The sequence below is a fragment of the Paenibacillus thalictri genome (assembly GCF_004307995.1).
Taxonomy (GTDB): Bacteria; Bacillota; Bacilli; order Paenibacillales; family NBRC-103111; genus Paenibacillus_AF; species Paenibacillus_AF thalictri.
The window spans coordinates 127089-150494 of sequence record NZ_SIRE01000026.1 but is presented as its reverse complement, the minus strand read 5'-3'; the positions used below and the strand labels follow the sequence as shown (position 1 = coordinate 150494).

Genomic DNA, 23406 nt, shown 5'->3' with positions numbered 1-23406 from the left:
CGTTCTTCTTCCGTAAATCGCTTCTTGCTCATGATGTAATCCCCCCGTTGCTTACTCTAGTATACAAAAAGGTACCCACAGCCTGAACACCTTTTTTCTAAGTGTCCAGTCTATGGGTACCAGTGTACGGCGACCGCCTTTTTGTATTAAACCTTACGCCTGCTGGACTAGGCTTTCGTCCATATGGAACACTTCCCATATATGGCCGTTGACGTCTTGAAAGCTCCGGGTGTACATAAACCCGTGATCTTGCGGATCGTTTGCCGCGCTACCACCGGCTGCCAGCGCTTTGTCAGCGACTTCGTCTACCTGCTCCCGGCTGTCGACGGAGAGCGCCACGATGACTTCCGTGCTTCTTGTCGTATCGGCAAGTTCTTTTTTCGTGAAGGTTTGAAAAAATGGCTCTACAAGCAGCATCGCAAACGTATGCTCGTTGATGATCATACATGTGGCCTTTTCGTCAGTGAACTGCATGTTGAATTCGAATCCGATCTGCGAGAAGAAGTCCATCGTTTGCTTCAAGTCTTTGATCGGAAGATTAATAAAGGTTTTGCCCGCTTGGAACGCCATCCGTAGTCACCTCGTCGTTTTATTGGGATCGGCAAGTTTCGCCCTTGCCCTTACAAAAACTATTATAGCAATGGATGAGCGTTCAGATTTCTTACCGATTGCTATTCACACTGGAAAATAGTCCAAGCACATGTGAGCAATGCAATTAATCCTTTGTCGAAACTTGCCAGCGGACGCCAAACGGATCGGTCAGCCTGCCGAACATCGTGCCCCAGAACATCTTCTCGAACGGCATCAGCACTTGCCCGCCCGCGGCTAATCCCTCGAAAGCTTGTCTGGCCTCTTCTTCAGTGTCGAATACAAGCGTCAAATCCATTCCGTCTCCCCTTTGCACCGGGCCCGAATCGGACATAAAAAAGGTAAGCCCCGCCGCTTGCAGCACCAAATGCATCACCTTGTCCTTCATGTGGTCCTTTGCATTGGGCATATCCGCAAACGTCCGGATGCTGACGATTTCCCCCTTCAGCGCTTGCGCGTAAAACTCCGCCTGCCTCCTTGCATCGTAGCTGTAAATATATGGAATCAACGTAGCCATATTCAGATTTCTCTCCTATTCAATCAGTCGTAACTTCCCTCCTTATTATATCTTTTCTCCTTTTATTTACCAACTCCCTAGAGTTTGCGAAGTGAATTTTGTCCTTGTATTTTTTACCACCTCCCCAGAGTTTGCGGAGTGAATTTTGTCCTTGTATTTTTTACCACCCCCCAGAGTTTGCGGAGTGAGTGTTTGTATCGGGGATTTTTCCGTGCAGAGAATGGAGGGTAAGGGAATGGCACGATAGCTTATGCTTCCGATGCCAGTTTTCCTACGGAAAACTCTTAAGTTTACGTCCGCCTTGAAAACTGTGTTTTTACCGCAAGGTAAATTAAATGAAACACGGTTTTCACGAGCGGTGGAGTGCCATCCCTTTCCCGGAATGTTTACATCCACGAAAAATTCCCCATACCGCCTTTACTCCCCAAACTCCTACGCCTCCAGATTCCAAGCCTCATGAATTTTTGGCACATCGGCGATCAGCTGCTTCGTATACCGGTGCTGCGGCCTTAAGATGATCTCCTCCGCACCGCCGCTTTCCACGATTTTGCCTTTTTCCATAATATACAACGTGTCGCTGACATAATAAGCAAGCCCCACGTCGTGGGTGATAAAAATAATCGTCATGCCGTTTTCATCGCGCAGCTTGAGCAGCATGTCGAGGATGGTCGAACGGGAGCAGGCATCCACCATCGAAGTCGGTTCGTCGGCGATCAACACCCGCGGATGCAGCATAAAAATCCGCGCGATCATCAATCGCTGCATCTGCCCGCCGGACAGCTCAAACGGATATTTATTGTACAACTCCTCGAATTTCAGGTTCACAAAAGAACAAGCCTCTTTCATTTTCCGCTCCTGCTCTTCCTTGGTAAGCTCCAGCCCTTGCAGCTTGATGCAATCAAGAAGCAGCTTTTCGACCTTGTGAAACAAATTAAATGAGGAGAAAGGGTCTTGAAATATCGCCTGGATATCTTTCCAGTAGTTTTTCCGGTCTTTATGCGAGCGCAGCTGCCTGGGCTGGCCTTTATATGCCACGTCGCCGCTGGTTTCCTTCAGCAATCCCATCAAAATTTTGGCCAAAGTCGTTTTGCCGCTGCCGCTTTCCCCGACAATCGAAATGATTTCTCCTTTATGAAAATCAAAACTGACGTCGCTGACGGCCGTTGTTTTGTTTTTGCCGTAACCAAATATCTTCGATACATGTTTGCCGCTGATCAACACTTCATTGCTGCTCATGTTCATACCACTCCTTCAACGTGACCGTATCAAAATGGCACCGGTATATCCGGCCGTCGGCCTGCCGATTGTCCACCTTGCCCGATCTGCATTCGTCTTTGGCATGCACGCACCGCTCCGCGAACCGGCAGCCATCCGGCACCTTCTTCAAGTTGGGGGGCGCGCCCGGGATCGCCGCCAGCTTATGGCCTTTCATGCCTTCCTCGGGTACGATGATCGAACCCATCAGCTTTTTTGTATACGGATGCAGCGGGTCAAAAATCATTTGCTGCGCGGTGCCGCGCTCGACGATTTCCCCGGCGTACATGACGACAATATCGTCGGTCACATGATATAGCAGCGGCAGCTCGTGGGTAATAAAGATCAGCGACTTGATAAAACCTTTCTGAAGCAAACTTTTCATCAGCTTGATGACCGCTTTCTGGGAAGTCACGTCGAGAGCCGAGGTCGGTTCGTCGGCAATCAGCACCTTCGGGTTCAGGATGCTGGAAATCGCAATCACCGTCCGCTGCTTCATCCCCCCGGACAGCTCGTTGGGGTAGGAATTCAGCACCTTCGGGGACAAATTCAGCGTCTCAAACCGTTCTGAAGCCATCTGCCATACTTGCTGTTTGCTCAGTTCCGGACGATGCTCGCGCATAATATCTTCGATAAACCGGATAATTTTCAGCGTCGGATTCAGCGCATTCATCGCCGCTTGCGGAATATAGGCAATTTCCCTGCCCAATATTTGCGATCGCAGCTGCTCTTTGCCCAGCTTCATAATATCGGTGCCGCCTACGCTGATCGAACCGCTTTTGAAATGCAGTGGCGGAAAATAAAACCCCATCAGGCTGAGCGCCAGCGTCGACTTGCCGCAGCCGGATTCCCCGGCGATGCCCAGCGTTTTGCCTTCCTCCAGGTTAAAGCTGACCCCGTCCACCGCGTAGACGTTTTCTTGCAGCCGGGTTCTGTAATACGTTTTGAGCTCCTTTACTTCCAATATATTTTTACCCATAATTAGCTCCTTATTTTCGGATTGAAAATTTCGTCCATTCCGGTGTTCATCATATACAGCGAAAAGGTGATGATCGCGATCGCGATCGCCGCCGGAATAAAGGCCCACCAGGCGCCGGCAACCGGGGCTTCAAAGGCCAGCGCCCAGTTCATGATGATGCCCAGCGAAATCGTGTTGAACGGCCCGAGGCCAAGCATCGAAATGGACGCTTCCGCCAAGATGCCCGACGCGGTCTGCAGCACAAAAGCCATCACGACATAAGAAGCGATATAAGGAAGAATTTCAAACACAATAATCCGTGGCGTGCTGTGACCGGAAATTTTCGCAATATTCACGTGATCCCGGCCCCGCAGCGAAGTTGTTTGCGCCCTAACCGCCCGCGCCGTCCAAGGCCAAGCCGTGATGCCGATAATCATCGCCGTCACCAGCGCGCTTCTTGAATTAATGCTGACGGAAATCAGAATAAGCACGATAAAAGAAGGAATAACGATAAACATATTGGTGATAGTGGTCAAAATGTTGTCGACCAGGCCGCCGATATACCCGGCGCTCAGACCGATGACCAGACCAATCGCCGTTGCGATCACACCTGCAATCAACCCGACGCGCAGCGATGTGCGAATGCCGTAAATCAATTCTAGAAACAGGTCCCGCCCGAAATTGTCCGAGCCAAGCAGAAGATCGTTTCCGGGCGGCTGAAACGCCATAGCGATCATTTCCAGCGGATCTTTTTGGTTAATCAGCGGATAAATCAGCACTAACGCAAGCATGGCAAGCAGCGCGATCGCACCGATCAGAAATTTGGGGGATCTCAGCAATATGTGGATGGAATGGCTCATTGTTGTTCCTCCATCTGAGCGGCCTTGATGCGCGGATCAACCAGCCCGTAAACGATTTCAATCGTAAAGTTGGCAAGCAGCACCGACAAGGCGATCAGCAGCGTACAGCCGGAAATGAGCGGATAATCGAGCTGCCGGATCGCTGTAAACAGCCATGTGCCGATACCGGGATAACTGAACACAATCTCGCAGATCAGCGCGCCGCCAACCATGGTGCCTACGGACAAAGCAAGTCCGGTAATTTGCGGCAGCATGGCGTTTTTGAACACGTAACGCACGACCCTGGAATCGCGGATGCCCAGCAGCTTGCTGTATAAGACATAGTCCGAGTTCAGCTCGTAGATCGACATTTCCCTCATGCCAATCGCCTGGCCGCCGATCGTAACAAGCACGATGGACAGGAACGGCAGCGTATGATGCCGGATCACCGACCAGAAGAACGACCAGGAAAGCTGCGGAATCATCTGAAAGTCGTAGCCGCCGTGAAGCGGAAACCATTTCAGGGAAAGCGCAAAAACGTAAAGCATAATAATCGCCAGCGTAAAAAACGGAATCGAGTTGATAAACAACGCGACGGGAAAAATCACTTTGTCGAACACGCCTTTGCGATATGCCGCTACGGCTCCGAGCACATTGCCGATAATCCATCCGGTCAAAATCGCCGGAAGCTGCAGCCCGACCGTCCACGGTACCGCCGATGCGAGGATGGTGGTTACCTTTTTCGGATATAAACCAAACGATGTGCCCAGATCGCCCGTCACCAAGTTTTTCAAATAAATAAAAAATTGCACCATAATCGGCTTGTCGATGCCAAATTCCTTCATAAATGTATCGTACACCTTCTTGATCGTGTCGCTATCCGTCATGCCTGCCGAAACCTGGGACACAATGATCGATACCGGATTTCCGTCAATTAACCGTGGCAGCAAAAAGTTAAGCACAATGGCGATCAGCAGCGTCAGCAAATACCAGAAAAATTTATTAACAAAATACTTCACATAAGCGTTCAAAAGTCGCGCACCCCCGATGGGTATTATGATCACAGCCGGGCAAAGCCCCGTTTCAAAACAGACCTATACCGGAGCGGCACATCACGCCCCGATATAGGCCTTGTATGACGGCAGGATTAGTTGTGGATTTGATACAGCGCTTTAATCCCTGCGCCATCATAACCCATCTGCGGCGGAATATTGGTCCCGTCTCCTTGCACCGGGAAACCTTTCCACACCGATTCGTTCATCGTATAGAACATCCACGGTCTGTACATCAGCGGAACGGACGGCACGTCGGTCAGCCACATTTTGTCAAGTTCGGTGTACATCTCTTTTAATTTGTTCATATCCGATACGGCCGGTATTTGGTCGATCAGTTGGTCGGCTTTATCGTTTTTGTATCGGCCCCAGTTCCAGAAGGCCATCTCGCCGATCGCGGGAACGCCCTTCGAATACATGATCGTTCTTGCTCTGTTCCACGGTTGGCTTGGGCTGACGCCGCCGGCAGGCGTATTCATAATAATGTCGAACTTGCCGGTTTGCAGGTCGTTGTTCCATACCGGCTGCTCGGGAAACTTGGTGCGGATTTCGATGCCGATCGCTTTGGCGCTTTGGGCTACGATTTCAAGCGAAGCATTCCAGTCGGACCAGCCGTAAGGACACTCGATATCCCAAGGGCCAAGCCGGGTGCCGTCCAGCACACGAATGCCGTCCGCGCCTTTCTTTGCGCCGATTTTGTCCAGCAGCGCATTCGCCCCGGCCACGTCGGTTGTCCATTGCAGCGGTTTGATCGCGTTTAAATCGACATATTTCGACTCAGCGTCCGTGTTCAGCGTAAGCGACGGCTGCATCGCTGCGGAATAACCGCTCATGGCCAGATCGGATATTTTTTTGTAATCGATACTCATCGCAATCGCTCTTCTGACTTCCTTGTTATCAAGCCCTTTCTTGGACATGTTGAAGAAAATCGAAGGCATCGAACCCGGCAAATAATAAGGCGCATCTTTCAAATACGTTTTGACGGGGGCTCCGTCTTTCCAGAAGTTCCAAATTTGCGGCGTAAACTGCTGCGACAAATCGACTTGCCCGGCCTTAAACGCAAGGTCCCCTGCGGCATTATCTTTATAGATGACGTGGGTGATATACTTCGGCGCCGGAAGTTTGCCAAACAGCGATTTGCCCCAGTAGTTGTCGTCTCTCGCCACGGTAATTTTCTGATCGTTGTAGAAATACATTTTGTAAGGGCCTGTAGCTACGGGATTCGGATTAAACTCCTTGCGGATGGTCGCCAGATCGTTGTTCGCTTTGGTTTCGATGTCCGACCATACATGTTTGGGCAGCATCGGGATCAATTCTATGCTGTCCAGCACGGTCAGCTTGTTTGGCGTTTCCTTTTTCATCTTGATATTAACGGCATTAGGGCCGTCTGCGGTAACATCTTCAATGTAAGTCCAGAAGCTGCTCCAGTTGATCTGATATTTCTTGCCGAGCTGGTACGTATACACGACGTCATCCGAGGTGAACGGTTTGCCGTCGTTCCACTTGGCGTCTTTGTTCAGCTCCACCTTTAAGGTCAAATCGTCCGTCCAGTTATATTTGGTGCCAAGCAAAGGTTCCAGCTTGCCATCCAGCATGTTGACCATAAACAGCGTTTCGTAGATCAGCTCACGGGAGTTGCCGTAGTTGATCGGAAAAGCCGGGTTGCCGCTGAGCAGGTTAAAGTTGGTCGGGGCCCCCCACTGATTGCCTGCAATATACAATGTTTCATTTCGCGGCGTTTCTTTGACGTCGCCTGCCGCCGGTGCTTGCGCAGCCGGTGCGGCTGGCGTTGCGGCCGGCTGGGTTGTCGCCGGTTTGGCCGGCTCCGGCGCTTTGGACTGGCTGGACGCCGACGGCGGCTGCACATCCGAGCAGGCCGCCAACAAAGTGACGGCCATGGCAAGCGAACCGATCAAGCTTGTTGCTTTTTTCAGCTTCATATAAACCCTCCATTATTTTTTCCAAAAATTGTATTTTTGTATCATCATCTTAACGCCTGTTTTGCTTTTTCCTCCATTTTCCCGGCCGCTTCCTCCGGGGTCATCGACAAGCCAAAGATCGCCTGCGTCGTGTCCTTGTGCAGTTCGGCCAACTCCTGCGGCAGCGTCTGATCGTAAGGCCAGTGGATATCCTTCGCTCTTTCGATGTATCCGCCAAGCCGTTTGGCGAATTCGTCCTTGTAGATGACACCTTTCACCGCAACCGTTGAGCCGGTGCGGTCGGAATACGACTGCGCCGTTTCCCGGCTGGATAACTCCTTGACCAACTCGATCGCTAGCTCCGGATATTTCGTTTTGGCCGATACCGACCAGACCGGAGCCGATGCGGCGCTTAGGTCCGAAGGATCTCCCTTCCCTCCCGGAACGGTGGGAAAAGCGAATAAGTCGAGTTTTTTCTCAAATTCCGGCGCTTCCTGCCGCGTGTTATTGACAATAGCACTCGTCATAACGGTCATTGCCGCCTGTCCCGTATAAAAAAGCTGGCGTCCTTGACCCGCGTCATACGGTATGCCGTTAAACCCCTTGTTGAAGGCCTCTCGCCTTACAAGCTCCTGAATGTACTTGCCTGCTTGTACATAACCGTCATCGTCAAATGTTCTCCCTTTGCGGGCCAGCGCACTTTTGAACAGCTCCGGACCCGCCACACGATCGGCTAAATACATGAAATAATAAGCGCCCGGCCATTTCGGCTGATTCGACAGCGAAAATGGAATCACTTTGTTTTTCTTCAGCGTATCGACCACATGCAGCAGATCTTCCCACGTCGCCGGAGGTGTTAAACCGTACTTGGCAAACAGCTCCTTGTTGTACCAGATCATCGTGACCGACAAGCCAAGCGGCACTCCGTAAATTTTGCCGCCAAAGGTCGAGTTGTCGAGCACAGTTTGCACATACGCCCCGCTATCCACCTTTCCGGTCATATCCAATACGCCGCCCTGACCGACAAATTCTTTCAGCCATCCGCCTCCCCAGGAATGAAATACGTCAGGCGGGTTCCCGCCGGACATCGCTACGGCAAACTTCATCTTGTACGTATCGTTTAACGTTTGCAGCGTCTTGACTTCGACGTCGGGATGCTTTTTTTTGAACCGCTCGACCGCCTCCAAATACACCTTTTCTTTATCTCCCGGGTCGATGTACCAAAATTCCAGCGTTTTTTTATCTCCCGGGGTTACCGCCTGAGCCGGGTCCGCCGCCGGACGGTTGCCGCCTCCCGACTTGCCGTCCTGCCCCCCGCCGCAGGCAACTTCAAGTAACAGCGATACGATTGTAAGGGCCGCCACCGCCTTTTTCATGGGCTTTCCTCCCGATGGATATAATCGATTTCCTTGCGGATGCGGAAGGATGATGGTGAATATTGATGCGAAAACGGTGATTCCTTTCCCCTCCATCACCAATCGAACAAATATTCCCTATATCAAAGCATTCGCCAGTTTGAAACCGATTACATACAATAATTGTAAAAATAAACCCCCTTTGACAAAAGGGGATAATCTTCGTGTATAGGGTAGAAAATCTTCGGCGCTTTACTCTAATTTTTTCGCCGACACCACTTCGCGGTATTCGGACGGAATTTGGGTAAAGTGTTTTTTAAACAGCTGGCTGAAATATTTGACGTCCTCGTAACCTACGGCGCGTGCCACCTCGCTGATTTTGACGGCCGGGTCCAGCAGCATTTCCTTGGCCCGCTCCAGCTTTTCCCGCGTAACAAAATCGCCAAACGTCATCCCCGTCTCTTTCTTAAACACTTCGCTCAAATGTCCGTGATGCAGATGAACGTGCCGGGCCACATCGGACAACCCGATTCGCTGGCTGCCGACATGTTCTTTCACATAAGTGATCGCGCGCTGCACATAGGCTGATTGCCCTTTGACCACCAATCGGTGATAAGCGGCCATCACAGACTGCAAGTAGGTTTGCAGCTGATCCCGCAGCAGCCCGTGCCCTTCGGACCCAAATACGGAAAACCGGTGGATGGTTTCTTGGGCGGAAGGCGTCTCGGCCAGCAGCCGCTCAAGCCAGCGCAAACCGGACAACGCGACGGAATGAACATATGACGAATACGACTCATAAGTGGTCTCAGGGTGCTCCATTTGCGCTTGCACAGCGGCATAAATCCACTGGCTCAGCTGCAACGAATTGCCGCCGGATAAAATGTGCCCGAGCTCCGTTTCCTCGTAGCGGGTCAGCAGCGTGTTCCAGCCTTTGCGTGTACAAACTCGCTCGTATGCGACCAGCTTCTCCCGGGTCAGCTCCCAATACGCCGCCGCCTGCTGTGCCGTCCGGTAAGATTGGTGAAGTTCTTCCACGGCAGCAACCGGCACTCCGGCAGCGCATCTCAGCGCACATTTCAGCAGATGCTCGATTTGCTCCAGCAAGCTTCGGCCGTCGCAGTCCTCCTGTCCCCACGCCGCATCCGCACGAACAACGGCTGCCACCCTGCCGTTCATCACCAGCGTTTCACAGCTAATGAGCTCGCGCAGCATGTTTTCTACGGCAAAATGCAGTAGCAAAGCGCTGCTTGGCTTCTCTCCCCAGCCTTCGGCCTGAATGACCACAACCTGCAGCCGCTCCGGCCGCAGCTCGTCAAGCGTGCTTCCGAGCAGCGGCATATACGCTTGAAGCGAGAGCAAATCCGGGGTGATGCCGCTTTCCAGCATTTTGATAAACCAGTGATCCCGGACCTCCTTATCCTTAAGCACGACTTTGCTTGCGGCCTCCCGTTTGTCCTGAACTTTCTTGGCCGCGCGAATGACCGCCTGAATTATATCTTCCGGCCTGCTTGTCTTGAGCAAATAGTCGCTTACTTCATGGCGGATCGCCTGCTGCATATAAGCAAAGTCGTCATAACCGGTCAGCAGGACGGCCTCCAGATCGGGCAGCAGTTCCCGCGCTTCCTTGACTAGCGTAATTCCGTCTTTTCCGCCCATGCGGATATCGGTGAGCAGCAGATCCGGCCTTTCAGCCGGAATCCGTTCCAGCGCTTCTTCGGCCGACTCCGCCGGTTCGAGCAGCGTAAATCCGAGCTGCTGCCAATTAATCACGGTCGACAACCCGTTTCGTATGATGATTTCATCATCCACAATCAATATTTTCATGTCCATTCTCCTTTACAGGAATCATAAACGAAACACGTGTCCCTTGGCCCGCCTGGCTTTCTACCGTCAAGTGAGCCAAACTACCGTAATGCAATTGCAGCCGCTCATTGACATTGCGCAAACCGTAGCTGCCCGATAAATCGTTATGCTCGTCCCCCAGCGGCCTCGACAAATCAGCCTTAAGCCGGGCAAGCGTCTCTTCCTCCATGCCGATCCCGTCGTCCTGCACGTGAAAATGCAAGCCGCCGGACTCTTTGACCGCACTGATATAAATCGTGCCATGCCGCTTCAATTTCTGGACGCCGTGAATCATCGCATTTTCCACAAGCGGTTGAAGCAGCAGCTTCAACATCGGAAACTTGTAAATTTGCGGATCGATATCGTAAGAAACCGTAAACCGGTCGGGGAATCGGATCGATTGGATCACCGCATAATTTTTCACATGATTGATCTCCTGCATCACCGGGCAGAAGTCTTTGCCTTTATTTAAGCTGAACCGCAGAAAATCGCTGAGCGCCCCAACCATATCCGCAATCTTCTGCTCCCCTCTCATCAAAGCGGTCCAATGCACCGAAGAAAGCGTGTTGTACAAAAAATGCGGATTGATCTGCGATTGCAGCGCCCGAATATCGGCTTCTTTCTTGCGGGACTCCATTCGAATCAGCTTTTCCTTCAGCCGCTTGATATGTTCGCCCAGCTGGTTGTAGCTGCCCACCAGTTGCCCGACCTCGTCCGGGGATTCGAACTGGTACAGGGGCATCGGCTCGTCGGGATCGATTTTGACCAGCAGCCGTTTCAGCACCTTCAGCGGTTTCGTCACCTTGCGCACAAAAAACAAGATCAGTCCCGCGGTAAGCACCGTAGCCAAGCTGACCGCGCTGCCGGTAAGCAGCCAGATGTAGCGGTTCTCCTTGCTGTACAGCTCGTAAGGCACAAGCCCGACCAGCGTCCAGCTCAGATCGGGTATCCGGTTGTACAATACGGTGCTTTTCCCATGCCCCTCCCCGTACGTATAAGCGCCGTAAGTCCCGGCCATATCGCCGGTTTGCGAGCCCGGGAACAATGTTTCCCAGCGCTGCCCAAGCCGCTGTTTGTTGCCCCCGGAAAGCACCGTGCCGCGGCTGTCCAGCAGCAGCAGCTCGCCTTGCCCGACGCCGAAGTTCGGTTCCGCCAAATAACGCGACATCGCCTGCTCGTTGATCGTAATCGCGATAAAACCAAGCGGATCAAAGTTGTCTGTGCTTTTGACAGCCCGCAAGAAGGAAAAAACGAGCTCCTGTCCGTGAACGGTCTGGTTGCTGTAAAGCGGCGTCCACCTTTTTCCCGTCAAGTTCCAGTCTTCAATCGTTTTGGACAGGTTGGAGGCATAAATCGTTTGCGTGTGCAGCGGCAGCGTTTTATTTTTGGAATACACCGTTATATTTGAAATATATTCCTTGGACTGCGCCAAATTCGTCATCAATGCCAATATCCGCAGCCGCTCCGGCGAATCGAAATCAAAGCTGTTCATATATTGCTGCACATCGTGATCCCCGGTCAAAAAAATCGACATCGCCTCTACGTCCTGAGCGATAAAGCGGATATTCGCCTGAATGCGGCGCAGCGCGTCAATCCCAGTCTGCTTCGTCTTCTCTTCATTCACCCGGGAGGAGGTCACAAATGAAAACGCCCCCAGAAAAAACAAAGGAAGCAGCGTCGACAAAAGCATCATCACGGTCAGCTTGCCCTGCAAAGAGCTTGTAATCAAGCGGTGCATACGTTCCTCCTCCCTTTGCTTACCTGAATTTTCCGAATGTGCTTGCTTGAATGGTCTGTAAATTCCGGGCCATGTCCTCGGGGCTCCCGCCCTTCAGCACGTCCTGAATTCCGGCGTTCAGCGCTTCCACCGCCGCCGTCGTCAGCTGCGTTTCATAAGCGGGCAGCATCGTGACCGATTTCATCAGCTGGTGCAGCTCGATAAACAGCGGATGGGCCCGACTGTGATCGACATCAAGCCGGTAGCTGACCAGCGTATTGCTGTCCAGGATGCTGCGCTGCGCATCCGGTCCGGACAAAGCGTAGATCAGCTTAAATGCGGCCTGGCGCTGTGCCCCGCTCAGCTTGCTGTTGATGGCGAAACCCGCGCCGACAACACCGGAGGTCGAATAGGGATTGCCGATCCCGCCCGGCACCTGGGGCAGCAGTGCCAAATGCGTCGATTCCTGCACATCCTGTGGCGCACCGGCAATCAGATTTGCGACGGCCGAGCCGTTCCCGACAAACATGGCAGCTTGCTTGCGGTAATACAGCTGTTCCATCTGCATATTGTCGATATAGTTGAAATTATCCTGAAACGCTTTGGCCGCAACGAGCTCCTGCAGCAAATGAAGCGCCTTCAGAAAAATCGGATCGGTGAACTTGGCGCCGTTTTGCGAGATGACGTCCCTGAACCATTCCGTGCCGGTCATTCTGTCCGCCAGTGTGCTGAAAATAAATGACGGGGCCACCCAAGACGATTTATTGCCCAAAGCGATCGGAGTGATCCCGTTTTCGTTGAAAATACGGATCGCTGCAAGCAGTTCATCCCATGTTTGCGGCACGCGAACACCGTACTTGTTAAATATCGCCTGATTATAAAAAACAAAGGAGCTGGGCGCCATCGATAACGGAACCGAATATTTGCCGCCATCCACCGTGAAGGAGTCAAACGAATGCGGCATAAAACCCGCCTCCAGACCGGCATGCGCGTTCAGCATATCGTCGAGCGGCTGAATTAAGCCACCCCGCACAAATTCCCGGGTCATCGAATCAGGCCAGATCAGGAACACATCCGGAAGCTCGTCTGCCGCCGCCATCGTCTTAAGCCTGGACCTGTAAGCGTCGCGTAATATGCTCTGCTGCCGCACCTCCACGTCGGGATTATCCTGTTGAAATTTGCCGAGCAGTCCGCGCATTGTCTCCGATGTGGGGTCCTGCCCTGTCCAATCGTTCCATACCGTCAGCACCACTTTTTGTTCGGCGCCGTCTGCCCCGCCGGAACCCGGCTGCTTCAGCGGCGGGCTTTGACAGCCCGCGCTGCCCATCAGGATTAGCAGCGCTGCCGCCCAAACACATCGTTTGGCGGATGATGCGGCAAACAAGCTGGAACTCCCAACCATAAATAGCCGCTCCTTTCCATAAATCCCCTTGCTCATATCATAACTGGGAATTGCTTTTTCCTGCAACAGATGAGATGTGGTATCATAGTATTTATAAGTTACAGGTGGTGAAGGAGAACGTACGATGGATTTGAGTCTTCAACAATTTAAAGCCGAATTTTTTAAAGCGCTGGCGCACCCGCTGCGGATTCGCATTCTCGAAGTTTTGTCCGAAGGCGACAAAACCGTCAATGAGATCCAATCGATCATCGGCAGCGAAGGATCGGCCGTATCCCAGCAGCTTGCCATATTGCGCGGCAAAAACGTCGTCTACGGCCGCAAAGACGGAACATCGGTCGTCTACAGTTTGCGCGATCCGTTAGTGAACGACCTGCTTAAGGTGGCCAAGCAAATTTTCGATAACCACCTGGTCGGGACGATCACGCTGCTTGAGCATATGCGGGCAAGCGATAAGTCGGACAAGCCCTTGCCGTCCCTCAAAAATAGCCAATATTAAACCGGTCAATGTCTCTACCCGAGGCATTGATTTTTTTTGTTCGCAGGTTTATTATTTGCATATATTCAAATAATCAAATATTTATAAGAAGAAGGGTTACTTATGAGATGGCACGGAAGATTTGCCGGCTACACGGTAAGCGCACTACGCAGAGATCTCGTTTCCGGACTCATTGTAGGCATTGTAGCTATTCCGCTGGCAATGGCGTTTGCCATCGCTTCCGGGGTAAAACCGCAGTTCGGTATTTATACGACGATAGTAGCGGGCATTCTCATTTCTTTGCTTGGCGGCTCGAAATTCCAAATCGGCGGACCGACCGGCGCATTTATTCCCATCCTTCTGGGTGTCGTACTCCAATACGGGTACGAGAATCTGCTGATCGCCGGCATGATGGCCGGGATCTTGCTTGTGCTTATGGGCGTATTCAGGTTAGGCGTGCTGATCCGCTTTATTCCGCGCCCGGTTACGATCGGTTTTACCGCCGGTATCGCCGTCATAATATTTTCCGGGCAAATCGCCAACTTTTTAGGATTGCAAGGGTTAAAAAGCCACGAGGACTTCCTTTCCAACATGAAGGAGATCGCAACCCATCTCTCTTCGCTGAACGTGTACAGCATCGCCACGGCACTGACGAGTCTTGCCGTGCTTTTAACGCTGCCCAAAATATGGCCGAAAATTCCCGCTTCGTTGATCGGGCTGCTGCTTTCCAGCATCGTAGCGGCGGTATTTTTCGACGGTAAAGTGGCGACGATCGGATCAGCTTACGGCGATATCCCGAGCACGCTGCCGGCGTTTGCTCTGCCGCATATTTCCTGGGACAAAATCACCCAGCTGCTGCAGCCGGCCCTTGTCATCGCCATGCTCGGCGGCATCGAATCGCTGCTGTCCGCCGTGGTAGCCGACGGCATGTCCGGCACCAAACATAACAGCAACAAAGAGCTGATCGGCCAGGGGATCGCCAACGTCGTCACCCCGCTGTTCGGCGGCATTCCCGCTACGGGAGCGATTGCGCGCACGGCGACAAATATTCGAACGGGCGCCGCGTCGCCGTTCTCCGGCATAATCCATGGCGCTGTCGTGCTGCTTGTGCTTGTATTGTTCGCGCGTTACGCCTCCGCCATCCCGCTGGCCGGGATGGCTCCGATCCTGATGGTGGTAGCCTGGAATATGAGCGAACGCAAGCATTTTAAACATATTCTACAAACAAAGTCCGCCGACTCGCTGGTGCTTGTCATTACGTTCCTGCTGACGGTGCTGACGAATTTGACGACCGCGGTGGAAGTTGGCTTGGCTTTATCCGTTATCATTTTTGTAAAACGAATGAGCGAAATCGTAACCGTGTCCAAAGTGCTGCCCGAGCGGGGGACGAGAACTGAAAAAGTGCGAGCCCACACGGTAAAAGAAGGCCATGATTGCCCGCAGATCGGCATTTTTACGATGGAAGGACCGTTATTTTTCGGCGCTCCCGATTTGATCGAATCACGGATATTGGAAACGATGCGCTCACGGCCAAAAACGATTGTGCTGCGTATGGGGAAAGTCCCCTTTATCGACGCAACCGGCGAGGCCATCTTAAGCAATATCGTGGAGCGCATCGCCCTGGATGGCGCCGCAGTGCTGATTTCCGGCATACAACCCCAGCCCCGCGCTTATTTGGAGAAATCCGGATTTGTGCAAAAGCTCGGAGCCGAGTCGTTTTTCGATCACACCGGCGAAGCGATCGGTTACGCAATGAACCGGCTTGATCTTGACAGGTGTAGAGGATGCAGTCATTATGCGTTTCGCGAATGCGCGGCGCTGGCCTCACCGCCGGTCCAAGAGAACGGGCTCGGGCGAAGCGCGGCAAGATAATTCCAATGGAACGCTGAACACAAAAACTCCCCTTGTTTCATATTCATTTGGGGGTTTTTTTGTGTTTTTAGTTTGTTTTTCATATCATTCACTTTTCCTTATACCGGAACACGGCGATTGACAGCGGTTACAGCAGCTTTTATAATTTGAACTACATAATAAATTGTTCAACAATATTGAGAAACAAGGAGCTGATACAATGTCTTCATTTATTGAGCCTATTAGAGATATCGCACATTTGGGACACCTGGAACTGCTGACCCCAAAACCGGATGAAAGCTTAGCTTTTTTCAAAGATATTTTAGGCATGCAGGAGGTTGCCAGAAAAGGCCAATCGGTTTATTTGCGCTGCTGGGGGGATTATGAGCAGTATTCGCTGATTTTGACCGAATCCGCTGAGCCCGGGGTCGGCCACACCGCCTTGCGGACCATGAGCCCCCAAGCTCTGGATCGGAGAGCCGCGGCCATCGCGGAAACCGGCCTTGGCATCGGTTGGCACGACGGCGATTGGGGTCATGGCAAAGCGTACCGGTTTCGCGGTCCGGACGGGCATTTGATGGAATTGTATTTTGAATCGGAATATTACCAAGCTCCGGAGCACCTGCGCCCCACTCTCAAAAATCAGCCGCAAAAATTTACCGGCCACGGCGTCGCCGTCAAACATCTTGATCATGTCAATTATTTATCCTCGCATGCCGCGACGGACGGGGACTTTATGGAACAGAAGCTGGGGCTGCAGTTAACCGAGCAAATCAGGCTTGATAACGGTGAAAGACCGGGCGTATGGTACCGCGCGACCAACAAATCTTACGATGTCGTATACACTCAGGACCATAAAGGGGGACACGGACGGCTTCACCATATCGCGTTTGCCGTCGACACAAACGAAGGCATATGGCGCGCGGCCGATTTGTTTGTGGACCACAATGTGTTCATCGAGTTTGCGCCCAGCAAACATGCCATTAATCAAACTTATTTCGTATACGTGTACGAACCGGGCGGCAATCGGATCGAAATCTGCTCGGGGGGTTATCTGGTGCTTGCTCCGGATTGGAAGCCGATTACATGGACGGAAGCGGAGAGGGCACGCGGTCAAGCGTGGGGGAATAAGACGGTTGCAAGCTTCCATTCCTATGGAACGCCGGTCATCGAATAACGAATCCCGGGAATGGCCGTAAAATCGCTGCACATTTTGAAGCTCCGTTCTCTTTAGAGAGTGGGGCTTTATTATTTTTGCAGAATAAATAATGAATATGCATCATGACCGGCCACCGCCGGGCGCCTTGATCTCAAAATGGCGTGTTATGAACGTCCTATCGTCCGTTTCATCCGCTTGATTTCGTCCATCAGGATCCAGACCCCTTCCTCGATCCGGTCTTCACCCACTCTAGCGATGCTCAGTTTGAGCAGAGGCCGCTTCTCGAAGCCGCACAAGAAAAATGAGTCGAGCTCCCTCAGCACGACGTTTTTTCGGCGCAGCCGATTCAGCAGCGTAGGGATATGGAGTGGTTCCGTGAAAGCGATATGGGTATGCGCGCCGCTCTGTACGGATGCATGATGCGCGAAACCCGTGTCGTTGAAGGCGTGCAGCGCCCGGTTCAACCGAAGCATCCGGTCGTGGTACGACGCGACCAACTGCTGTTTGCGCCGCTCGAACATCCCGTTCTGCATGTAGATTTCCAGCGCGGCTTGCGACAGCATCGGGCTGTCAAGATCGGCAAGCTGCTTGTATAAGCCAAACGTGTCCTGAAGTTCCGGCGGAAGAACCACCGCGCCGATCCGTAAGCCGGGGAACAACAGCTTCGAGAAGCTGTTCAAATAAATGACATGCGAAGGGGCGTACGCATAAATCGGATCCGACTTCGGATCGGTTTCCAGGTCCGCCAAATAATCGTCCTCCATCACGTAGACTCCATAGCGCTCGGCAAGCCCGGCGATCGCCTTTTTGACCGTTTCCGGGTATGACGTGCCAAGCGGATTATGAAACCGCGGCATCGTATAGAACAACTTGATGTCTCCGGTTCGAAACAATTGCTCCAGCCTGTCCAAGTCGATGCCCTGCTCCGACCTGTTGATGCCCCTAACCGGAATGCCCTTTGTTTCCAACAGCCGGATCAGCAGATGGTAACTCGGCTGCTCCAACAGCACCGTACGTTTTCCGTTCGGAAACGGCAGCTCGGACAAGATCGCCAGCGCCTGCTGCATGCCCGAAGTGACCGTGATCCGCTCCGGACGGACAAACACCTGACGGCCGTTCAGGTGTTTGCTCAGAACATGCTGCAGCGAAGGAAGACCCTGCGACAGGCCGTAGGCAAACAAGTCGCTTCGATACATATCGATCGCTTTATTCAGGCAGTGCTGAAAATCCGTATAAGGAAAATGTTCCGGATCGGGAGAAGGGGCCGAAAAATCGAACAATGCCCGGTCCTGGTTCCGCTCCGTTTCGGGCTTTTGCACAACCGCGTAATAGCCGCTCTGCGGGACGGTGTAGACAAGATGGCGTTTCTCCAATTCCGCAAAAGCACGGATCACGGTGCTTTTGCTGCAGGCAAAACGTTCGGACATGTCGCGAATGGAAGGCAATCTTTGTCCGCCGCGAATCGTCCCGTCTTCCATTCGTCTCTCGATCTCACGCATCAGTTCCTCATATTTTCTCACGTTCATCCCCCATTCTGCGACTTGTTATTTCGAATTGTACCGGTACAATTTACTTAAAAATGGTTTGAATACCGATCGTTTGTCCCTCATACTTGAGTTTAAAGCCGGCCGGCTAAGACCAGATGCAAGAAGGCGGTGCGATTAGCGAATCGGCAGACTCTTTATGTGCTTGCTTTATTATACGCGCTCACCATCGGCGGTGTCTTGGGAGTTCATTCCCGAATAAGAAAACCTATTCCTGTCATGGAGGTTTGATTGAAATGAAAATTGCCGTTGCAGGAGCGAGCGGAGTCATCGGACAGATGCTCCTCCCCATGCTTGTCCAAGCCGGACATGAAGTCGTCGGATTTACACGAAACCCGGATCAAGCTCTCAAACTAAAGGAAAAAGGTGTTCAGTCCGCTCTCCTGGATGTCTTGGACCGAGAAGCTGTATTCGCCGCCCTCAGGGAAACAAAACCGGATGTAGTGATACACCAGCTCACCTCTTTAAGCACAAGAAGCTTTGCCGACAATACCCGAATTCGCAAGGAAGGGACACGCAATCTTGTCGACGCGGCTCTAGCGGCGGGCGTCGGTAAAATGATCGCCCAGAGTATCTCCTGGGCTTATGCGCCGGGGGAAGGACCGGCTGCGGAAGACTGTCCGCTTGATCTGGACGCCCCTCCGCCGCGGAATACGACGATCGAAGGCGTCCATGCGCTGGAGACTGCTGTCGCGGACATGCCGAATTATATCATCCTTCGTTACGGCCTGTTCTACGGATACGGAACGTGGTATGCCCCGGGCGGCTATATGGCCGAGCAGGTACGTCAGGGGCTCCTGCCGGCGACGGACGGGGTCAGTTCTTTCGTGCATATCGATGACGCCGCCCGTGCCGCCGTACTTGCGCTGCAATGGCCTTCCGGCTGCTACAATATCGTCGACGGCGAGCCGGCTGCCGGCACCAAGTGGCTGCCGGTCTACGCGGACGCTCTAGGCGCCCCGGCCCCGGGCGTTCAGCCGGGACACGCGGCCTGGGAGCGCGGTGCGCTGAACGGCAAAGCGCTGCAGCACGGCTGGAAGCCGCGTTATGCCTCGTGGCGGGACGGCTTTCGCCTCGCGCTTGGTTCCGGTTCATCGCAAGACCCGCGTGGCTGATCCGGATCGCACGATGCGGCGAATCGAAATAAGGCCAGTCCCAAGAGCTGGAGGCCACTGAAAAAGTGAAAGCTGCATGAGCGAATCATGCATACGAGCGCCAATTGTACCCGAATACTATATGATTAGACAAAAAAGCCTATCCCGCTCGTTGATGAGCCGGGATAGGCTTTTCCTGTATTATGCCGCTATGCCGATTAACCGCCTACTTTGGCGATGTACTCTCTTGTTTTGGCCGCGTATACCACCGGATCGGCGATGGACGGATCCTGCTCCGCTTCAACGATCATCCAGCCTTCATATCCACGCGCCTTCAGCTCGGCAAAAATCGGGGCAAAATCGATGCAGCCGTCGCCCGGTACGGTAAATACGCCTTTGCGCACCGCTTCGCGGAAGCGGACGTTGTTCTCGCGTTTCCAATCCAGCACGTCCTGGCGGATATCCTTGAGATGGATATATTTAATCCGGTCGTAATACGTCTTCAAAACATGCAGCGGGTCGCTGCCTCCGAAATAAGCATGGCCCGTGTCATACAGCATATGAACAAGCTCGGGATCGGTTATTTCCATCAAGCGGGCGATTTCCTCGCCGCTTTCGACAACCGTTTCTCCATGGTAATGATACACAAGCTGCATGCCGTTGTCCCGGCAGTAACGTCCAGCCTCGTTTAACCCCTCCGCCAGATGCTTCCACTGCTCGTCTGTCAGCGGCTCCACGGTAACCGAGTTTTGCGTCAAATCTTCAAACGAATTGCCGGTTTCGCAGGTCACAACGTATTTGGCGCCCATCGCCTTCAAAAAGTCGGCATGCTCGCGGAATGCCTGCAATTCCTCTTCGCGGCGGGACGGGTCGCTGAAATGTACCGATTTCCATTGCGAGGTCAGCTCCATATTAAAGCCGGCCATCAGTTTTTTCAGCTGCTCCACGTCGCGCGGAAACTTGCGGCAAAACTCGGTACCCGCAAAGCCAAGACCGGACATGTCGCCAAGCACCTGCTCGGCCGTATAATGATCTCCCAATTCCATAATATCTTCGTTGACCCAGTTGATTGCGGATATACCGTATTTCACATTCATGGGGTAAGAGACCTCCTTAAAGTTTGGTGAAACAACATTACCACTTTTTCGCGCCGCTCAGCTTGCTTTGCAGCTGCTCGTACGAGCTTTGCACCTTCTCCGATTCGGATACTTCGGCGACGCCGACATGCCACCACGACTCGTAGCCGTCGGTGTTTGTGCCGGGAAGCACCTTGATATCGATCAGTGTGGTGACCGTTTCCGCTTTAGCCGCCTGCAGCGCCGCTTCCAGCTCCTGCGCGTTGCGTACGCTGTACGACTTGGCGCCCATACTGCGGGCATGCGCGGCAAAGTCGATTGGCAAATATCCGCCGCTGAGTTGACCTGTTTCCGCCGACCGGGTGCGGAACTCGTTGCCGAAGCTGCCGCTGCCGTGGCCTCTTTGCAAGTTATGAATACACTGGTAACCGTTGTTGTCGAGCAGCAGCACCGTGATTTTCCGGCCTTCCTGCAAGCTGGTTACCAGCTCCGAGTGGAGCATCAAGTAGCTGCCGTCTCCGACAATGGCATATACTTCGCCTTGCGGTTCGGCCAGCTTCACGCCAAACGCGCCGGAGACTTCATATCCCATACAGGAAAAACCGTATTCCATATGGTACGTCTTCGGCTGCGTCACCCGCCATACACGATGCAGGTCGCCGGGCAAGCTGCCCGCCGCGCAAACGATGACGTCTTGTTCGCCGATAAATCCGTTGATCGTGCCAAGCACCTTCGTTTGCGTCAAGCCGTCCGGGCTCTCCAGCGCGTACAGGCGGTCGACTTCGTTGTCCCACTGCTTTTTGAGAGCGCTTAATTCTTCTGCCGAATAAGAGGAACGGTAACCCGCCGCCTTCAGCTGCGCGCCAAGCGCTTGCAAAGCTTCCTTAGCATCGGCCGTTACATAAGCCGCATCCAATTTATGAGCGTCCAAGCCACTTACGTTAATATTTAAAAATTCCGCATGCGCCGCAAACGCCGTCTTCGACGCCGTCGAGAAATCTTGCAGCCTCGAACCGACGGAAATGATCAAATCGGCTTCCGCGGCTAGACGGTTAGCACCAAGCGTGCCTGTTACGCCAACGCCGCCAAAGCTGAGCGGGTGTTCCCATGAGATTGCGCTTTTGCCGGCCTGCGTTTCGGTCACAGGGATGTTGAAAGCCTCCGCAAACTGGCGAAGTTCTTCCGTCGCGAGCGAGTAATGCACGCCGCCGCCTGCGATAATCACCGGGCGTTTCTTGCTTTCAATCAGCTTGGCAGCCCGTGCCAATGCCGCCGTAGCAACCGGTTTACGGTCAATATGATGCACCCGCTTGGCAAAGAAGGCTTCCGGATAATCGTAAGCTTCGCATTGCACATCCTGCGGCAGACACAAGGTAACTGCGCCCGTTTCCGCCGGATCGGTCAGCACTCTTAACGCGTTGATAGCGGCCGTCATCAATTGCTCCGGACGGTTGATGCGGTCCCAATATTTGCTGACCGGCTTAAAAGCGTCATTGGCCGTCATCGTATAATCAAGCGGATATTCCACCTGCTGCAACACGGGATCCGGCTGGCGGCTGGCAAATATATCGCCCGGCAGCAGCAGCAGAGGTATGCGGTTAACCGAAGCAACGCCGGCCGCCGTCACCATATTCAGCGCTCCCGGTCCAATCGACGAGGTGCAGGCAAACATCTCCAGCCTGTTTTTTTGCTTGGCGAAAGCGATTGCGGCATGGGCCATGCCTTGCTCGTTTTTCCCCTGGATAAAGGTGATCTCGTCTTTGTATTGCTCCAGCGCCTGTCCGAGCCCCGTAACGTTGCCGTGCCCGAAAATGCCCATCACGCCTTTGCAAAATTTGTGCTCTACTCCGTCAATTTCGACATACTGATTGTTTAAGAAACGCAGCAACGCCTGAGCCATAGTCAGCCTAACTGTTTTCATATGCCGTTCCTCCATTTTTCAATTTAAGCGCTTCACCCAAGCATAATGTATTTCTTTCCTCAACGGTTCATGCATACTCGCGTTAAAACCGGGAGCGAAAGGTGATTAAGCGCTTAACCCACTACTAAAAATTATAACCGAAGCTGCCCGGTTGTCAATGCATTTCTATCGATTTGATTTCGGCTAATCTATCCTCGATCCGCTGCGGAACTTGTTTGTACAGTTCATCCCATGGCACATACAAATCGGCGGGGATCGTATATTTGACAAATTCCATTGACGGAATGAACCGGAATGTTTGCAAATACTGTTCTACCATGCGGTTGATTTCTTCACTCGTGGAATAAACCCCTTTATAAATATCCGTGATAATCAAGCCGGCGTTGCCTGCCCGTTCATTTGTGGCCAGACGCAAATCCGGGAGCAGCTCGAACAGCTCGGTCAGCGGAGAAAACGCATGTTTGCCCGGCTGCGAATACAACTTGACGTGTGTTTCGTCTTCGATGTTGCTGCGGTCCTTCAGCAGGCTCTTTAAATATTTGCCGTGAAAGCTGGCCTCCGCATCGACAACTTCCCCCTGATGCCCGACATATACCCAGACATGCTCCATTTCGTACAAATGCTGAATATCGTAATCCCAATAAATAGCGTATTCGATCACATGTTTGACCCGCGGGTCTTCAAATTCGAATGCGCGCGGGAACGAACCCGACCGGCCGGCCTTGTTAAATACGGTAACCCCCACCTTCACCGGAAAAAACGGCTCCTTGCTGTCAAAATAAATATACGGCGCATAGTTGCTTGCTAATTCCAAATCGTTCATGTTCACTGAAACCAGACTCC

General features: G+C 52.8%; 19 protein-coding genes. 4 read left to right on the top strand and 15 right to left on the bottom strand.

Going from position 1 to position 23406, the window contains the following annotated elements; translation table 11 throughout:
• Window positions 1-153 precede the first annotated feature (153 nt).
• From EYB31_RS30775 to EYB31_RS30725, 11 genes are all read right to left on the bottom strand, one after another.
• The gene (locus EYB31_RS30775; RefSeq protein WP_131017324.1) at window positions 154-570 is read right to left on the bottom strand and encodes a VOC family protein; all 417 of its coding nucleotides are present in this window, start codon (window positions 568-570) and stop codon (window positions 154-156) included.
• A gap of 145 nt (window positions 571-715) precedes the next feature.
• Window positions 716-1105, bottom strand: a complete 390-nt coding sequence (locus EYB31_RS30770) for a VOC family protein (protein ID WP_131017323.1) — start codon at window positions 1103-1105, stop codon at window positions 716-718.
• Window positions 1106-1537: 432 nt separating this feature from the next.
• Entirely contained in the window at window positions 1538-2341 is an 804-nt protein-coding gene (locus tag EYB31_RS30765) for an ABC transporter ATP-binding protein (RefSeq protein WP_131017322.1), read from the bottom strand.
• Window positions 2328-3338 (bottom strand): ABC transporter ATP-binding protein, encoded by a 1011-nt coding sequence (locus EYB31_RS30760; RefSeq protein WP_131017321.1) that lies wholly within the window; start codon window positions 3336-3338, stop codon window positions 2328-2330. The genes EYB31_RS30765 and EYB31_RS30760 overlap by 14 nt, the downstream gene beginning before the upstream one ends.
• A gap of 2 nt (window positions 3339-3340) precedes the next feature.
• Window positions 3341-4177, bottom strand: coding sequence for an ABC transporter permease (locus EYB31_RS30755; RefSeq protein WP_131017320.1), 837 nt, complete (start codon window positions 4175-4177; stop codon window positions 3341-3343).
• Window positions 4174-5187 (bottom strand): ABC transporter permease, encoded by a 1014-nt coding sequence (locus EYB31_RS30750; protein ID WP_131017319.1) that lies wholly within the window; start codon window positions 5185-5187, stop codon window positions 4174-4176. Before EYB31_RS30750 ends, EYB31_RS30755 begins: the two co-directional genes overlap by 4 nt.
• Before the next feature lie 116 nt (window positions 5188-5303).
• Complete coding sequence (locus tag EYB31_RS30745) at window positions 5304-7148, bottom strand: ABC transporter substrate-binding protein (protein ID WP_131017318.1); 1845 nt, start codon at window positions 7146-7148, stop codon at window positions 5304-5306.
• Between the two features lie 44 nt (window positions 7149-7192).
• On the bottom strand, window positions 7193-8503 hold the full coding sequence (locus EYB31_RS30740) for an extracellular solute-binding protein (protein WP_131017317.1): 1311 nt from the start codon (window positions 8501-8503) through the stop codon (window positions 7193-7195).
• A gap of 231 nt (window positions 8504-8734) precedes the next feature.
• Window positions 8735-10306 carry a response regulator transcription factor gene (locus tag EYB31_RS30735; protein ID WP_131017316.1) on the bottom strand — a complete coding sequence of 524 codons (1572 nt, stop codon included), beginning with the start codon at window positions 10304-10306 and terminating at the stop codon, window positions 8735-8737.
• Window positions 10284-12062 carry a cache domain-containing sensor histidine kinase gene (locus tag EYB31_RS30730; protein ID WP_131017315.1) on the bottom strand — a complete coding sequence of 593 codons (1779 nt, stop codon included), beginning with the start codon at window positions 12060-12062 and terminating at the stop codon, window positions 10284-10286. The genes EYB31_RS30735 and EYB31_RS30730 overlap by 23 nt, the downstream gene beginning before the upstream one ends.
• A gap of 19 nt (window positions 12063-12081) precedes the next feature.
• The gene (locus EYB31_RS30725) at window positions 12082-13443 is read right to left on the bottom strand and encodes an extracellular solute-binding protein (protein ID WP_131017314.1); all 1362 of its coding nucleotides are present in this window, start codon (window positions 13441-13443) and stop codon (window positions 12082-12084) included.
• Between the two features lie 124 nt (window positions 13444-13567).
• On the opposite strand from EYB31_RS30725, the gene EYB31_RS30720 reads away from it, so the two are divergent.
• The 3 genes from EYB31_RS30720 (at window position 13568) to EYB31_RS30710 (ending at window position 16946) form a co-directional block, all read left to right on the top strand.
• The gene (locus EYB31_RS30720; RefSeq protein WP_131017313.1) at window positions 13568-13939 is read left to right on the top strand and encodes an ArsR/SmtB family transcription factor; all 372 of its coding nucleotides are present in this window, start codon (window positions 13568-13570) and stop codon (window positions 13937-13939) included.
• 102 nt (window positions 13940-14041) lie between these two features.
• Window positions 14042-15790, top strand: a complete 1749-nt coding sequence (locus EYB31_RS30715; RefSeq protein ID WP_131017312.1) for a SulP family inorganic anion transporter — start codon at window positions 14042-14044, stop codon at window positions 15788-15790.
• 199 nt (window positions 15791-15989) lie between these two features.
• Complete coding sequence (locus EYB31_RS30710; protein WP_131017311.1) at window positions 15990-16946, top strand: catechol 2,3-dioxygenase; 957 nt, start codon at window positions 15990-15992, stop codon at window positions 16944-16946.
• A gap of 146 nt (window positions 16947-17092) precedes the next feature.
• On the opposite strand, the gene EYB31_RS30705 is transcribed toward EYB31_RS30710, so the two are convergent.
• Window positions 17093-18448: an aminotransferase-like domain-containing protein gene (locus EYB31_RS30705; protein WP_131017310.1), complete on the bottom strand. Its 1356-nt coding sequence runs from the start codon at window positions 18446-18448 to the stop codon at window positions 17093-17095.
• A gap of 260 nt (window positions 18449-18708) precedes the next feature.
• On the opposite strand from EYB31_RS30705, the gene EYB31_RS30700 reads away from it, so the two are divergent.
• Entirely contained in the window at window positions 18709-19587 is an 879-nt protein-coding gene (locus EYB31_RS30700; RefSeq protein WP_131017309.1) for an NAD-dependent epimerase/dehydratase family protein, read from the top strand.
• Window positions 19588-19784: 197 nt separating this feature from the next.
• Here the strand turns inward: EYB31_RS30700 and iolE are convergent, their stop codons facing one another.
• From iolE to EYB31_RS30685, 3 genes are all read right to left on the bottom strand, one after another.
• Window positions 19785-20663 carry a myo-inosose-2 dehydratase gene (gene iolE / locus EYB31_RS30695; protein ID WP_131017308.1) on the bottom strand — a complete coding sequence of 293 codons (879 nt, stop codon included), beginning with the start codon at window positions 20661-20663 and terminating at the stop codon, window positions 19785-19787.
• 37 nt (window positions 20664-20700) lie between these two features.
• The gene (gene iolD / locus EYB31_RS30690) at window positions 20701-22563 is read right to left on the bottom strand and encodes a 3D-(3,5/4)-trihydroxycyclohexane-1,2-dione acylhydrolase (decyclizing) (RefSeq protein ID WP_131017307.1); all 1863 of its coding nucleotides are present in this window, start codon (window positions 22561-22563) and stop codon (window positions 20701-20703) included.
• A gap of 154 nt (window positions 22564-22717) precedes the next feature.
• Window positions 22718-23386: an NPP1 family protein gene (locus tag EYB31_RS30685; protein WP_131017334.1), complete on the bottom strand. Its 669-nt coding sequence runs from the start codon at window positions 23384-23386 to the stop codon at window positions 22718-22720.
• Window positions 23387-23406: the final 20 nt, after the last annotated feature.